General features: G+C 63.7%; 12 protein-coding genes and 1 tRNA gene. 9 read left to right on the top strand and 4 right to left on the bottom strand.

Annotated features, from left to right (window positions below; all coding sequences use genetic code 11):
- Positions 1–176: 176 nt before the first annotated feature.
- A complete protein-coding gene (locus tag FXV83_RS11905) occupies positions 177–632 on the bottom strand; it encodes a GatB/YqeY domain-containing protein (RefSeq protein WP_148739368.1) in 456 nt (151 codons plus the stop codon).
- 232 nt (positions 633–864) lie between these two features.
- Here FXV83_RS11905 and carA point away from each other — a divergent pair, with 232 nt between their 5' ends.
- Together carA and FXV83_RS11895 are read left to right on the top strand one after the other, a co-directional pair.
- On the top strand, positions 865–2,055 hold the full coding sequence (gene carA, locus FXV83_RS11900; RefSeq protein WP_148739367.1) for a glutamine-hydrolyzing carbamoyl-phosphate synthase small subunit: 1,191 nt from the start codon (positions 865–867) through the stop codon (positions 2,053–2,055).
- Between the two features lie 235 nt (positions 2,056–2,290).
- A complete protein-coding gene (locus FXV83_RS11895; protein WP_148739366.1) occupies positions 2,291–2,818 on the top strand; it encodes a cupin domain-containing protein in 528 nt (175 codons plus the stop codon).
- A 139-nt stretch (positions 2,819–2,957) separates the two neighbouring features.
- Here the strand turns inward: FXV83_RS11895 and FXV83_RS11890 are convergent, their stop codons facing one another.
- Entirely contained in the window at positions 2,958–3,482 is a 525-nt protein-coding gene (locus FXV83_RS11890) for a Dps family protein (RefSeq protein ID WP_148739365.1), read from the bottom strand.
- Between the two features lie 115 nt (positions 3,483–3,597).
- Between FXV83_RS11890 and FXV83_RS11885 the strand changes: the two genes are divergently transcribed.
- Both FXV83_RS11885 and FXV83_RS11880 read left to right on the top strand, forming a co-directional pair.
- The gene (locus FXV83_RS11885) at positions 3,598–4,299 is read left to right on the top strand and encodes a class I SAM-dependent methyltransferase (RefSeq protein ID WP_148739364.1); all 702 of its coding nucleotides are present in this window, start codon (positions 3,598–3,600) and stop codon (positions 4,297–4,299) included.
- Positions 4,300–4,353: 54 nt separating this feature from the next.
- Positions 4,354–4,429: transfer RNA gene (locus tag FXV83_RS11880), tRNA-Ala, on the top strand.
- Between the two features lie 137 nt (positions 4,430–4,566).
- Here FXV83_RS11880 and FXV83_RS11875 read toward each other — a convergent pair.
- On the bottom strand, positions 4,567–4,944 hold the full coding sequence (locus FXV83_RS11875; protein ID WP_148739363.1) for an ArsR/SmtB family transcription factor: 378 nt from the start codon (positions 4,942–4,944) through the stop codon (positions 4,567–4,569).
- A gap of 108 nt (positions 4,945–5,052) precedes the next feature.
- On the opposite strand from FXV83_RS11875, the gene FXV83_RS11870 reads away from it, so the two are divergent.
- The 3 genes from FXV83_RS11870 (at position 5,053) to greA (ending at position 10,517) form a co-directional block, all read left to right on the top strand.
- Positions 5,053–6,222 carry an MFS transporter gene (locus FXV83_RS11870; protein WP_148739362.1) on the top strand — a complete coding sequence of 390 codons (1,170 nt, stop codon included), beginning with the start codon at positions 5,053–5,055 and terminating at the stop codon, positions 6,220–6,222.
- A gap of 144 nt (positions 6,223–6,366) precedes the next feature.
- Positions 6,367–9,831, top strand: a complete 3,465-nt coding sequence (carB, locus tag FXV83_RS11865; protein WP_148739361.1) for a carbamoyl-phosphate synthase large subunit — start codon at positions 6,367–6,369, stop codon at positions 9,829–9,831.
- A 212-nt stretch (positions 9,832–10,043) separates the two neighbouring features.
- A complete protein-coding gene (greA, locus tag FXV83_RS11860; protein ID WP_148739360.1) occupies positions 10,044–10,517 on the top strand; it encodes a transcription elongation factor GreA in 474 nt (157 codons plus the stop codon).
- Between the two features lie 98 nt (positions 10,518–10,615).
- Here the strand turns inward: greA and FXV83_RS11855 are convergent, their stop codons facing one another.
- Positions 10,616–11,095, bottom strand: a complete 480-nt coding sequence (locus tag FXV83_RS11855) for an Lrp/AsnC family transcriptional regulator (protein WP_148739359.1) — start codon at positions 11,093–11,095, stop codon at positions 10,616–10,618.
- Positions 11,096–11,358: 263 nt separating this feature from the next.
- On the opposite strand from FXV83_RS11855, the gene trxB reads away from it, so the two are divergent.
- Together trxB and FXV83_RS11845 are read left to right on the top strand one after the other, a co-directional pair.
- The gene (trxB, locus tag FXV83_RS11850; protein WP_148739358.1) at positions 11,359–12,324 is read left to right on the top strand and encodes a thioredoxin-disulfide reductase; all 966 of its coding nucleotides are present in this window, start codon (positions 11,359–11,361) and stop codon (positions 12,322–12,324) included.
- Between the two features lie 5 nt (positions 12,325–12,329).
- Complete coding sequence (locus tag FXV83_RS11845; protein WP_007614700.1) at positions 12,330–13,253, top strand: LysR family transcriptional regulator; 924 nt, start codon at positions 12,330–12,332, stop codon at positions 13,251–13,253.
- Positions 13,254–13,314: the final 61 nt, after the last annotated feature.

The following is a 13,314-nucleotide window of genomic DNA, read 5'->3' as shown; positions in this document are numbered from 1 at the left end:
CCGGATTGCAGTCGCATCAAAGGTGCCCCTTCTCCCCTTGTGGGAGAAGGTGGCGCGAAGCGCCGGATGAGGGGTTCTCTCAACGTGCTCAGTTGCGAGAGGCTCGTTCGCGGAGAGAACCCCTCACCCGCCGCGCTTCGCGCGGCACCCTCTCCCACAAGGGGAGAGGGAAAGAGCTAGCCCGTCAACGCAGCCTTCACCAAGCCACTGGCCTTGCCGAAATCCATCTGCCCGGCGTACTTCGCCTTCAAGGCCGCGATCACCTTGCCCATGTCCTTCATGCCGGCCGCGCCGGTCTCGGCGATAGCGTCCGAGATCGCCTTCTTGACGTCGTCATCCGCCATCTGCTTCGGCAGGTAGGCCGAGATCACCGCGATCTCTTCGCGTTCCTGGGCGGCGAGCTCGGCGCGGCCGCCCTTGTCGTAGAGCTCGACTGACTCCTGGCGCTGCTTGATCATTTTCTGGAGCACGCCGAGCAGGTCGGCATCCGACAGCGGCGGCTTGCCGCTGCCGCGCGCCTCGATGTCGGCATTCTTGATGGTCGAGTTGACCATGCGCAGCGTGGAGAGCTTGCGCTCGTCCTTGGCCTTCATGGCCTCCTTGACCGCATTGTTGATGTCGTCGCGCAGCATGATCGTGATCCTCTCAATCCATAGCGCCTGATCTAGGACGTTCGCAGGCAAGAGGCCATACCGGACCCGCCGTGGTCCGGTCCATTGTTTCCCGTCCGGCCGCCTAAATTTGCAAAAATTTGCCAGTTCCAGCTTAAGTGCCCGAGAAGACCTGTCAAATATGCAAAAACGCATGTGAATCGGCGCTGTCCTGCTTTGACGGCGGCGTCCGCGGAGACTATGAACCGGGCTCATGACACAACATGACAACGACCCCGCCTGGCCGGACCACAAACCGACCGCGCTCCTTGTGCTCGCCGATGGCACGGTGCTCGAAGGCTTTGGTCTCGGCGCTGAGGGCCAAGCCGTCGGTGAAGTCTGCTTCAACACCGCGATGACCGGCTATGAGGAGATCCTGACCGATCCTTCCTATGCCGGGCAGCTCATCACCTTCACCTTCCCGCATATCGGCAATGTCGGCACCAACGACGACGACATCGAGACGGTGAACATGGCCGCGACGCCCGGCGCGCGCGGCGTGATCCTGCGCACCGCGATCACCGATCCCTCGAACTACCGCGCCACCAGGCATCTCGACGCCTGGCTCAAGGCGCGCGGCATCATCGGCCTCTCCGGCATCGACACCCGGGCGCTGACCGCGTTGATCCGCTCCAAGGGCATGCCCAATGCCGTGATCGCGCACGCCAAGGACGGCGAGTTCGACCTGCACGGCCTCAAGGAAGAGGCGCGCGAATGGCCGGGCCTCGAGGGCATGGACCTCGTGCCGATGGTCACCTCCGGCCAGCGCTTCACCTGGGACGAGACGCCCTGGCTCTGGGACAAGGGTTTTGGCCGCCAGGAAGCCCCGGAGTTCAACGTCGTTGCCATCGACTACGGCATCAAGCGCAACATTCTGCGCCTGCTCGCCGGCGTCGGCTGCAAGGTGACGGTGGTGCCGGCGACGACCTCGTCCGAAGACATTCTCGCGATGAAGCCCGATGGCGTGTTCCTGTCCAACGGTCCGGGCGATCCGGCCGCGACCGGCAAATATGCCGTGCCGGTGATCCAGGACGTGATCAAATCGGGCACGCCGACCTTCGGCATATGTCTCGGCCACCAGATGCTCGGCCTCGCCGTCGGCGCCAAGACCAGGAAGATGCATCAGGGCCATCACGGCGCCAATCACCCGGTGAAGGACGAGACCACCGGCAAGGTCGAGATCACCTCGATGAACCACGGCTTTGCCGTGGACGAGAGCACGCTGCCGAAGGGCGCAACCCAGACCCACATCTCGCTGTTCGACGGCTCCAATTGCGGCATCCAGCTCGACGGCAAGCCGGTGTTCTCGGTGCAGTATCACCCGGAAGCCTCACCCGGCCCGCGCGACTCGCACTATCTGTTCCAGCGGTTTGCGGATCTGATGCGGCAGAAGATGAGCGCGTAAGGCGCGCTCTCTGGCAGCAACCTGCACGACATCAGCCCGGCTCGCCCGGGCTTTTTTCGTCATTCCGGGGCACGCGTAGCGCGAGCCCGGAATCCATCAGGCAACGGATTCTGTGGCACGATGGATTCCGGACTCGACGCTGACGAGTCGCCCCGGAATGACGAGGGGTGGTGACGGAAGGAACGTGGTCTCACGCCCCACGTTGATCCCTGCCACGCTCACGCAGGAGCCCGCCATGTCCGTCGTCCGCGACAGTGCCGAGCCGCTCGCCATCGTGTTCGAGGATGACGGGCTGGTGCCGAACAACATCCTCCCCTTCCTGGTCTATCAGGGCGCAGTCAAGCTCGATCCGAAACACCCGGAGGAGTCTATCGAAAACCTGTTCGGCGCCAATGGCTGGGGCGGGACGTGGCGCAACGGCATCTTCGACTATCTGCACTATCACACGACGGTGCACGAAGTGCTCGGCGTCGCGCGCGGCAGCGCCCGGGTGCGCTTCGGCGGCGATCATGGCCAGGAGCTGGAGATCAAGGCAGGCGATGTCGCCATCCTGCCTGCCGGCACCGGACATCAATGCATCAAGGCGAGCGACGATTTCTGCGTGATCGGCGCCTATCCGCTGGGATCCAAGATGGAGATCACGCGGCCGACTCCGGAGAACCACGCCAAGGCGCTCAAGACGATTCCAAAGGTCGCGCTGCCGCCGTCCGATCCGGTCACGGGCAAGAACGGGGCGTTGATGCGGCTGTGGAGCCAGCCATAACCGCGGTGCGTAGGGTGGGCAAAGCGAAGCGTGCCCACCATTGCCGTCGACCGTGTGGATAGATGGTGGGCACGGCGCGCGAAGAGCGCGCCTTTGCCCACCCTACGCAGAATGCCCTTAACTCTAAGCTTCGTTGACTCTACGCCGCATTGCTGCCCTCCTGGCGGGTGGCTTCGAACAGGAACCAGGTGCGGCGCTCGGTCTCGTCGATGAAGACTTCGAGGATGCTGGCGCTGGCGACATCTCCGGCTTCGTCGCAGACCTCGTGCGCCTTGCGCATTGCGCTCGCGACATGCTTGTTGTCCTGCATCAGTTCGCGCAGCATCTCGCGCGGCGGGACGTAATCCTCGTTGTTGTCCTTGATGGTCTGCAGCTTGGCGACCTGGCCGATCGACTTCAGTGTGGTGCCGCCGATCTTGCGCACGCGCTCGGCGAGCTGGTCCGTGGTGGCGAAGATCTGATCGGACTGCTCGTCGAGCAGCAGATGATAATCGCGGAAATGCCGGCCGCTGATGTGCCAGTGGAAATTCTTGGTCTTCAGATACAGCGCGAATGCATCGGCCAGAAGCACGTTGAGCGCCTCGGAAACCTTGTTGACTGCCTGGGGCGACAGATCCGTAGGAGTATCGAGGTCGGGCGAGACCTTGTTGGGGGCTTTGCTCACGGGAAACCTTCCTGTTAGGACGCGGACATTGACGGCGCGCCGTCGCACCCCTAACGCAAGGCGGGCGGCGCCGGTTCCGCTCACGGAACCGTTAGGCCGGGACCTTCGAAATACCATGGATGATTGGATCGATTATTACGACTCCACGCATACGATCTATGTCAGCAAGTTGCATCGCGATTTGCACTTCCGGATCATCGCGCGGGACATCATCGGCTACATCTCGTCGCCCGAGGCGACCGTGCTCGACTATGCCTGCGGCGAGGCGCTCTCGGCCGAGCAGGTGGCATCCGCCTGCGGCAAACTGATCCTGGCCGAGCCCGCGCCGGGCGTGCGCGGCCGGTTGATCGCCCGGTTTGCCCCGAATACAAAAATCCGCGTCCGCTCGCTCGATGACGTTCGCAAGATGCAGGACCAGTCCATCGACCTTGTCGTGATGAACTCGGTCGCGCAATACATGACGCCGGAGGAACTCGATGCGGCGCTACGCAACATCCGGCGGTTGTTGACGCCGTCCGGCAAGTTGGTGCTCGGCGACATCCTCCAGCCCAATGTCGGCATGGCCCAGGACGTCACCGCGTTGCTCAGCTTCGCCTTGCGCCACGGCTTCTTGAAGGATGCGCTGGTCGGGCTGATCAGCACGGCGCTGTCGGACTACCGCCATCTGCGAACGCGCATTGGACTGCAGCGCTACAGCGAGGACGAGATCACCGCGAAGCTGGCTGCGGCCGGGTTCGCGGTCCAGCGTGCCCACACCAATATCGGCCATAACCGCTGGCGCATGACCTTCATCGCGCGGCCGCCAATGGTTCGTTAAGCATAACAATTGGCTGAAGTGGCTTGCCGTCTCCCGATCGGCGATGATCGCGGCGGCCCGGTGGCGGAAGCGTCGACGCGAGAGCAGTGCATTGCTCTTTATCCTGGTTCAAATCCAGGCCGGGCCTCCACGCTTCGCCCCTGCGGGGCTACGCGTGGCGCAGCCACGCCAGACCGGCAGGGGCGAAGCGTGTCCGGCGTAGCTTTAGCGAAGCGAAAGCGTAGACGAACTGGTGCTTCCTCGGCCCGGCACCTGCGCACAATCGACTCAGTTGCTCTCCGCGTCGACCACATCGCACCCGGATAGCAACTGAAGGCGGTCGGCATCCTTGGCTGCGGAGTTGATCACGGCGTCAAGCAGGCCCGGAAAGCGCGCTTCCAGATCCTCACGGCGCAGCCGCATGAACCGGTTGGTCCCCGCCACGCGTGTCTGCATCACCCCGCATTCGCGCAACTTGGCGAAATGATAGGCGAGGTTGGATTTGCCGGCGAGGCCGTTGAAGTCGCCGCAGCAGAGTTCGCTGCTGACACGTTCCTGCTGGGCGAGCTGGTAGACGATCGTCAACCGGATCGGATCGCTGAGGCAATCCAGGACCATCGGCAGCTCGATCTGCTCGCGGGTGGGATGGAGGGGTGTGCGGCTCATGATCCGGGAATCATAGCGAAGCAGCCGCAATGTTCAATAGTTCTTGAACCAATTGACTCCTCTCGCCTGCAATAGTTCAATAAACGTTGAACATAAGGACAAGATCGAATGAGCGTGTTCTGGCTGGCCCTGGCGGCCTTCACGATCGGCACGGAAGGCTTTGTTATTGCAGGGCTTTTGCCGGATATCGCCACCGACCTGTCGATTTCCGTCTCGGCCGCCGGCCAATTGGTCACCGCCTACGCCCTCACCTATGCCGTTGGCTCGCCGATCCTGGCGGTGACGCTGAACAACATCGACCGCCGCACTGTGCTTGCCCTGGCGCTGGCGATCTTCATCGCCGGCAATCTCGCGGCGATGGTGGCATCCAACTACGCCCTGCTGCTGGCCTCGCGCATGCTGATGGCGCTGGGCTCCGGGCTGTGCATGCCGACCGCGCTCGCGGTGTCCGTGGCGGTCGCCTCGCCCGAACGGCGCGGCCGCGCGGTGGCCCTCGTCACCTCCGGCCTCACGGTCGCGACCGTCATCGGCGTTCCCTTCGGCAATCTGGTCGGCAGCCTGTTCGGCTGGCGCGCGACCTTCGCCATGGTCGCCCTGATCGGCGCCGTTGCGCTTGCCGGCCTGCTGCTTGGTCTGCCCAAAGGCCTGCCGCGCAACACCGCTTCGCTCAGCGAGCGGCTGGCGGTCGCGCGTCACGGCAATGTCTTGATCGCACTTCTGATCACGATTCTATGGGCGCTCGGCGGCTTCACCGTGTTCACCTATTTCGCGGTCCCGCTGCGCGGTCTGGGATTCGATGCGTCGCAGATCAGCCTTGCGCTGCTGGTGTTCGGCGGCGCGGCCGCAATCGGCAACATGCTCGGCGGCGTCCTGGCTGACCGCCTCGGCACGCTCATGACCGCGGCGCTCGGACTCGCCGGCATGGCGAGCGCGTTGATCCTGCATTCGCTGGTCCTGAAGCTGATGCCGGGGCAGGCGCATTACGCCGTGCTGGGTGCGATCTTCCTCTGGGGCATTTCCGGCTGGGCGTTCTATCCGGCCCAGATTGCCAGCATCATCCGGATCGAGCCGCAGGCCTCGATGATCGCGCTCTCGCTGAACGCCTCCGCCATGTATCTCGGCTTCGCCATCGGCGGCGCCCTGGGCGGCGCGGTGCTGGCGACGCTGTCGCCGACCGACCTCGGCTGGATCGGCGGATCGAGCGTTACGGCGTCGCTTCTGGTGCATCTCGCCCGCGGCTGGCAGGCGCGGCCGAAACCCGTCAAAATTGCCGGTTGATGGGCATTTTTCGGGGTTTCGCCGCCCCGGAATCTGGTCTAAGACCCACCCGCGCGCGAGGAAGACCAACGCGCTCTCGGCCACAGGGGACGCGCAGCAAGCGCGCCCTTTTTTTGTGCCCAAATCCGACTTCGGCGAGAGTTGATGCCCAAACGTACAGACATCACCACCATCTTGATCATCGGCGCCGGTCCTATCGTGATCGGCCAGGCCTGCGAGTTCGACTATTCGGGCACGCAGGCGGTGAAGACGCTGAAGGAAGAGGGCTATCGCATCGTCCTCGTCAATTCCAACCCGGCCACCATCATGACCGACCCGGAATTGGCCGATGCGACCTATATCGAGCCGATCACGCCCGAGATCGTCGCCAAGATCATCGAGAAGGAACGTCACATCGTTCCCGGCGGCTTCGCGCTGCTGCCGACCATGGGCGGGCAGACCGCGCTGAACTGCGCGCTGTCGCTACGCCGGCAAGGCACGCTCGAAAAATTCGACGTCGAGATGATCGGCGCCACGGCGGATGCGATCGACAAGGCGGAAGACCGCCAGCTGTTCCGCGAGGCCATGACCAAGATTGGGCTTGAGACGCCGAAGTCGCGGCTTGCCAACGCCTCCGCCCTGAAGAAATCCTATCGCGACAAATACCAGGCCGAGCGCGAGAAGCTGTCCGGCGCAGCTCTCGAAGAACTCGAGCGACAATGGATCCTCGGCGAAAGCGACCGCCGCAAGCGCTACCAGGAATATGCGCTCGGCCAGGCGCTGATGGCGCTGTCCGAGATCGGCCTGCCGGCGATCATCCGCCCCTCCTTCACGATGGGCGGCACTGGCGGGGGCATTGCCTATAACAAGGAAGAATTCCTCGACATCATCGAGCGCGGCCTGGATGCATCTCCCACCAACGAAGTGCTGATCGAAGAATCCGTGCTCGGCTGGAAAGAGTTCGAGATGGAGGTGGTGCGCGACAAGAAGGACAATTGCATCATCGTCTGCTCGATCGAGAACCTCGATCCGATGGGCGTTCACACCGGCGATTCCATCACGGTGGCGCCGGCGCTGACGCTGACCGACAAGGAATATCAGATCATGCGCGACGCCTCGCTGGCGGTGCTGCGCGAGATCGGCGTGGAGACCGGCGGCTCCAACGTGCAGTTCGGCGTCAATCCGGACGACGGCCGCATGGTCGTCATCGAGATGAATCCGCGGGTGTCGCGCTCGTCCGCTTTGGCCTCCAAGGCCACCGGCTTTCCGATCGCAAAGGTCGCGGCCAAGCTCGCGGTCGGCTACACCCTGGACGAAATCGCCAACGACATCACCGGCGGCGCGACGCCGGCCTCGTTCGAGCCAACCATCGACTACGTCGTCACCAAGGTGCCGCGCTTCGCATTCGAGAAATTCCCGGGCGCATCAACCACGCTGACGACGTCGATGAAGTCGGTCGGCGAAGTGATGGCGATCGGCCGTACCTTCCAGGAGAGCCTGCAAAAGGCGCTGCGCGGGCTCGAGACCGGCCTCACCGGCCTCGACGAGATCGAGATCGAGGGTCTCGGCCGCGACGACGACAAGAACGCGATCCGGGCCGCGCTCGGCACGCCGACGCCGAACCGGCTGCTCCAGGTCGCCCAGGCGATGCGGCTCGGCTGGTCGAACGAGGACATCTTCAACTCATGCAAGATCGATCCGTGGTTCCTCAGCGAGATGCGCGGCATCGTCGAGATGGAAGAGAAGGTTCGCAAGAACGGCCTGCCGGGCAACGCCTTCGCCATGCGCTCGCTCAAGACGATGGGCTTCTCGGACGCGCGGCTGGCCGTGCTCGCACAGGCGACGGAGGCCGAGGTGACCGCGAAGCGCCACGCGCTCGGTGTCCGTCCCGTGTACAAGCGCATCGACACCTGCGCGGCCGAATTCGCCTCCCCCACCGCCTACATGTATTCGACCTATGAGGCGCCGTTCGCAGGCGCGCCGTCGGACGAGAGCATGCCGTCGGACAAGAAGAAGGTCATCATCCTCGGCGGCGGACCGAACCGCATCGGCCAGGGCATCGAGTTCGACTATTGCTGCTGCCATGCCTGCTTCGCGCTACACGACGCCGGCTACGAATCCATCATGGTCAACTGCAACCCGGAAACGGTGTCGACCGACTACGACACCGCCGACCGGCTCTATTTCGAGCCGCTCACCGCCGAGGACGTGCTGGAGATCATCGCGAAGGAACGTTCGAACGGCACGCTGCACGGCGTCATCGTGCAGTTCGGCGGCCAGACTCCGCTGAAGCTTGCGCGCGCGCTGGAAGCCGCCGAAGTGCCCATCCTCGGCACCTCGCCCGACGCCATCGATCTTGCGGAGGACCGCGACCGCTTCAAGCGCGTGCTCGACAAGCTGCGTCTCAAGCAGCCGAAGAACGGCATCGCCTATTCGGTCGAGCAGGCCCGCCTGGTCGCGGCCGATCTCGGCCTGCCGCTGGTGGTGCGGCCCTCCTACGTGCTCGGCGGCCGCGCGATGCAGATCATCCGCGAGGAGAACCAGCTCAGCGACTACCTTCTCGGCACGCTGCCGGAACTGGTGCCCGCCGACGTCAAGGCGCGCTACCCTAACGACAAGACCGGGCAGATCAACACCGTGCTCGGCAAGAATCCGCTGCTGTTCGACCGCTATCTGTCAGACGCCACCGAGATCGACGTCGATTGTCTGTGCGATGGCAAGGACACCTTCATTGTCGGCATCATGGAGCACATCGAGGAAGCGGGCATCCATTCCGGCGATTCCGCCTGCTCGCTGCCGCCGCACTCGCTCGATGCCAGGATGATCGGGGAGCTGGAGCGGCAGACACGTGAGCTGGCGCTTGGTCTTGACGTCGTCGGCCTGATGAACGTGCAGTACGCGATCAAGGACGGCGATATCTACGTGCTCGAAGTCAACCCGCGCGCCTCGCGCACCGTACCGTTCGTCGCCAAGGTGGTCGGCACGCCGGTCGCAAAAATCGCCGCCCGAATCATGGCCGGCGAGAAGCTCGCCGACTTCAAGCTGACGAAGGCGGACTTCAAGCATGTCGGCGTGAAGGAATCGGTGTTTCCGTTCGCGCGCTTCCCGGGCGTCGACACGGTGCTCGGCCCGGAGATGCGCTCGACCGGCGAGGTCATGGGCATCGATAGCTCCTTCGCGGTAGCGTTTGCCAAGAGCCAGCTCGGCGGCGGCACGCACGTGCCACGCAAGGGCACGGTGTTCGTCTCGGTGCGCGAGGGCGACAAGACACGCATCGCCGAAGCCGTGCGCGAACTGCATTCGCTCGGCTTCAAGGTGCTGGCAACATCGGGCACGCAGCGCTTCCTCACCGATCAGGGCATTCCGACCGAGAAGGTGAACAAGGTGCTGGAGGGGCGGCCGCACATCGTCGACGCCATCACCAACGGCGATATCCAGCTCGTCTTCAACACCACCGAAGGCCCGCAGGCGCTCGCCGACAGCCGCTCGCTGCGGCGCGCGGCCCTCTTGCATAAAGTGCCGTATTACACCACTCTTTCCGGGGCCATGGCGGCCGCGCAGGGCATCCGGGCCTATCTGGGCGGGGACCTTGAGGTTCGTACCCTGCAGAGCTATTTTTCGGAAACCTGATCATTGGCGGGGCAAAGCCTCCGCTTAGTGATTGGCAGTGAGGCCACAATGGCCGGAGGAACAGTCCGGTCGTGTGGCAGTTCTGTTCCGTCGCCTAGCCCCTTTCTGTCAACGTCCGGCGGCCCCTGTCTTGGGCCCCGGAATACCGACGAATCAAGGTTGCGGGCGCCCAACTGCGGATTGGGGCGCACGATCGAAGGACGAGAGAGAAGATGGAAAAGGTTCCGATGACAGCGGGCGGGTTTGCCGCGCTCGGGGAAGAATTGAAGAAGCGCCAGTCGGAGGACCGTCCGCGCATCATCGAGCATATCGCGGAGGCGCGCTCGCACGGCGACCTGTCTGAAAACGCGGAATATCATGCCGCGAAGGAAGAGCAGTCCCACAATGAAGGCCGCATCGCCGAACTCGAGGACAAGCTCGCGCGCGCCGACATCATCGACATCTCGAAGCTGTCCGGCGACACCATCAAGTTCGGCGCCACGGTGACGCTGATCGACGAGGACACCGAAAAGAAGGCGGTGTGGCAGATTGTCGGCGAGGTCGAGGCCGACGCCAAGAAAGGCCGCATCTCCATCACCTCGCCGCTCGCGCGCGCGCTGATCGGCAAGAAGAAAGGCTCGACCGTCGAGGTCAACGCACCCGGCGGCGCCAAGGCGTATGAGATCACCAAGGTGGAGTGGCGGTAAGGATTTTGCCGTCGCACGCGCCGACATTTGAAAAGGCCGCGCTTAGCGCGGCCTTTTTGTTGCTGCGCAAGAACGGGGAGAGGGAGAGATACAGCGAGCTATCTCCGTCCCTTCACGTCCAGCGGCACGGCCGCCTCGTATTTCGAATTGTGCAGCACCAGCGAGGTCCGCACGTTGCGGACATGGGGGGCCGCGGTCAGGTGCGTGACGAAATCCTGGAAAGTGGCCATGTCGGGCGCGACGCATTTCAGGATGAAGTCGACCTCGCCGGACAGCATCCAGCACTCCCGCACCAAGGGCTCGGCGCGGACGAACTCCTCGAAGGCGCGCAAATCCGCCTCGGCCTGGCTGGAGAGATGCACGGCGGCGAACACAGTGACGTCGAATCCGAGTTTCCGCGGATCCAGTAGGCCACGATAGCCATGGATATAGCCCTCTTCCTCCAGCGCGCGGACGCGGCGCAGGCAGGGCGGCGGCGAAATTCCGACGCGCTTGGCCAGCTCGACATTAGTGATTCGTCCGTTGGCCTGGATCTCGGCGAGAATTTTGAAGTCGATCTCGTCTAGGTTCCGCGACACGTGAATGGAACTCCTGGCCTTTATGGCGGTATCGGGTGGGTTTGCCGCAACCTCATAGCCCAGTCTTGGCGGAATGAGCAATTTTATTGCGCGTGCAGCGCAATCGACTTTTGTTCCCTGTTGGAAAAATCCGCCGATTGGGAATGCAATTCTTGCATGGCTCACCAGAAGGCTTAGATTACCTCTGATATTTCAGCGTCTCCGCGAGGCCTCCCGGCACGTTCCGCGCCGCGCTGCAATCCCCATGAAAGGCGCCTGTCACTATGTCCGCCCCTGTCCATGCAAAGGTCGTCATCATCGGCTCCGGTCCTGCCGGGTACACAGCGGCGATCTACGCCGCGCGTGCGATGCTCGAGCCGATCCTGATCCAGGGCATCCAGCCGGGCGGCCAGCTCACCATCACCACCGACGTCGAGAATTATCCAGGCTTCGCCGACGTGATCCAGGGTCCCTGGCTGATGGAGCAGATGGAGAAGCAGGCGCTCCATGTGGGAACCCAAATCAAGACTGACCTGGTCGTCAAGCTAGACACTTCGCACCGGCCGTTCCGCCTCACCTGCGACTCCGGCGACGTCTACCTCGCCGAGACCGTCGTCCTCGCCACCGGCGCTCAGGCGCGCTGGCTCGGGATCTCTTCCGAGGAGACCTTCAAAGGTTTTGGCGTCTCGGCCTGCGCCACCTGCGACGGCTTCTTCTATCGTGGCAAGGACGTGATCGTGGTTGGCGGCGGCAACACCGCGGTCGAAGAGGCGCTATTCCTGACCAATTTCGCATCAACGGTCACGGTGGTTCACCGCCGCGACCATTTCCGCGCCGAGCGCATCCTTCAGGAGCGCCTGTTCAAGCATCCCAAGATCAAGGTGGTCTGGGACAGCGCCATCGACGAGATCGGCGGCGAGGCCAACCCGAACAAGGTCACCCATGTCCGCCTGAAGAACGTCAAGACCGGCGCGCTCACCAAGGTGAAAGCCGACGGCGTCTTCATCGCCATCGGGCACGCGCCGGCGACCGAACTCGTGAAGGACCAGGTCAAGCTCAAACCGTCGGGCTATGTCGAGGTCGCCCCGAACTCGACCGCCACCTCGGTGCCCGGTCTGTTCGCCGCCGGCGACGTCGCCGACGAGACTTATCGCCAGGCCGTGACGGCCGCAGGCCTCGGCTGCATGGCAGCGCTCGAAGCCGAACGATTCTTGGCCCTGCGCGCCAGCGAGCGCGCGGCAGCGGAATAACGATCATGGCTAGAACACGCGACGGATTTACGGATATGGACTGGGACAAGCTGAAGGTGTTTCACGCGGCGGCGGAAGCGGGCAGCTTCACGCATGCGGGCGAGCAGCTCGGCCTGTCGCAATCGGCGGTGTCACGCCAGGTCTCGGCGCTTGAGCAGGAGCTCTCGGTCTCGCTGTTCCACCGCCACGCCCGCGGCCTGATCCTCACCGAGCAGGGCGACCTCTTGTTCCGCACCGCGCATGACGTGTTCATGCAGCTCCAGGCGGCGCGCGCGAAACTGACCGACAGCCGCGAGCGGCCGAGCGGCGATCTCAAGATCACGACCACGCCTGGCGTCGGCATCAACTGGCTGATCCCGCGGCTCGGCGAATTCACCGCGCTCTATCCGGAAATCCGGATCTCGCTGATCGTCACCGACGAAGAGCTCGACCTGTCGATGCGCGAGGCCGACGTCGCGATCCGAACCCGCAAGCCGACGCAGCCGGATCTGATCCAACGTAAGCTGTTCGCGATGGGCTTCCACGCCTACTGCTCGCCGGACTACATCAAGCGCTTCGGCACGCCGCGAACGCTGGAAGAGCTCGACTCCCACCGCATCATCACGCTCTCCGACGGCAATTTCGCGCCGCATCTGCAGAACCGCAACTGGCTGGTCGAAGCCGGCCGCAACGGCAGCGGTCCGCGCGAAGCTTATTTCAGGGTGAACAACATCCTCGGTCTCGTGCGCGCCTGTCAGCAGGGCCTCGGCATCGCCGCGCTGCCGGACTACCTGATCGAAGAGCAGAGCCGCTTGGTGCAGCTGTTCGGCGAGTCCGACTCGATCCAACTCGACACGTATTTCGTCTATCCCGAGGAATTGAAGACGGTCGCACGCGTGCAGGTGTTCCGCGACTTCGTGGTGAGCAAGGCGCAACGCTGGCCGTCCTGATTTCCGCATGTCTGACATGCGACCTCGGCGGTTGCTGCATGGCGTGGGGCAAGCTCATAAT

It is taken from the genome of Bradyrhizobium hipponense (assembly GCF_008123965.1).
Taxonomy (GTDB): domain Bacteria; phylum Pseudomonadota; class Alphaproteobacteria; order Rhizobiales; family Xanthobacteraceae; genus Bradyrhizobium; species Bradyrhizobium hipponense.
Note: the sequence above shows the minus strand (reverse complement) of the source record. Positions and strands in the feature narration are given on the sequence as shown.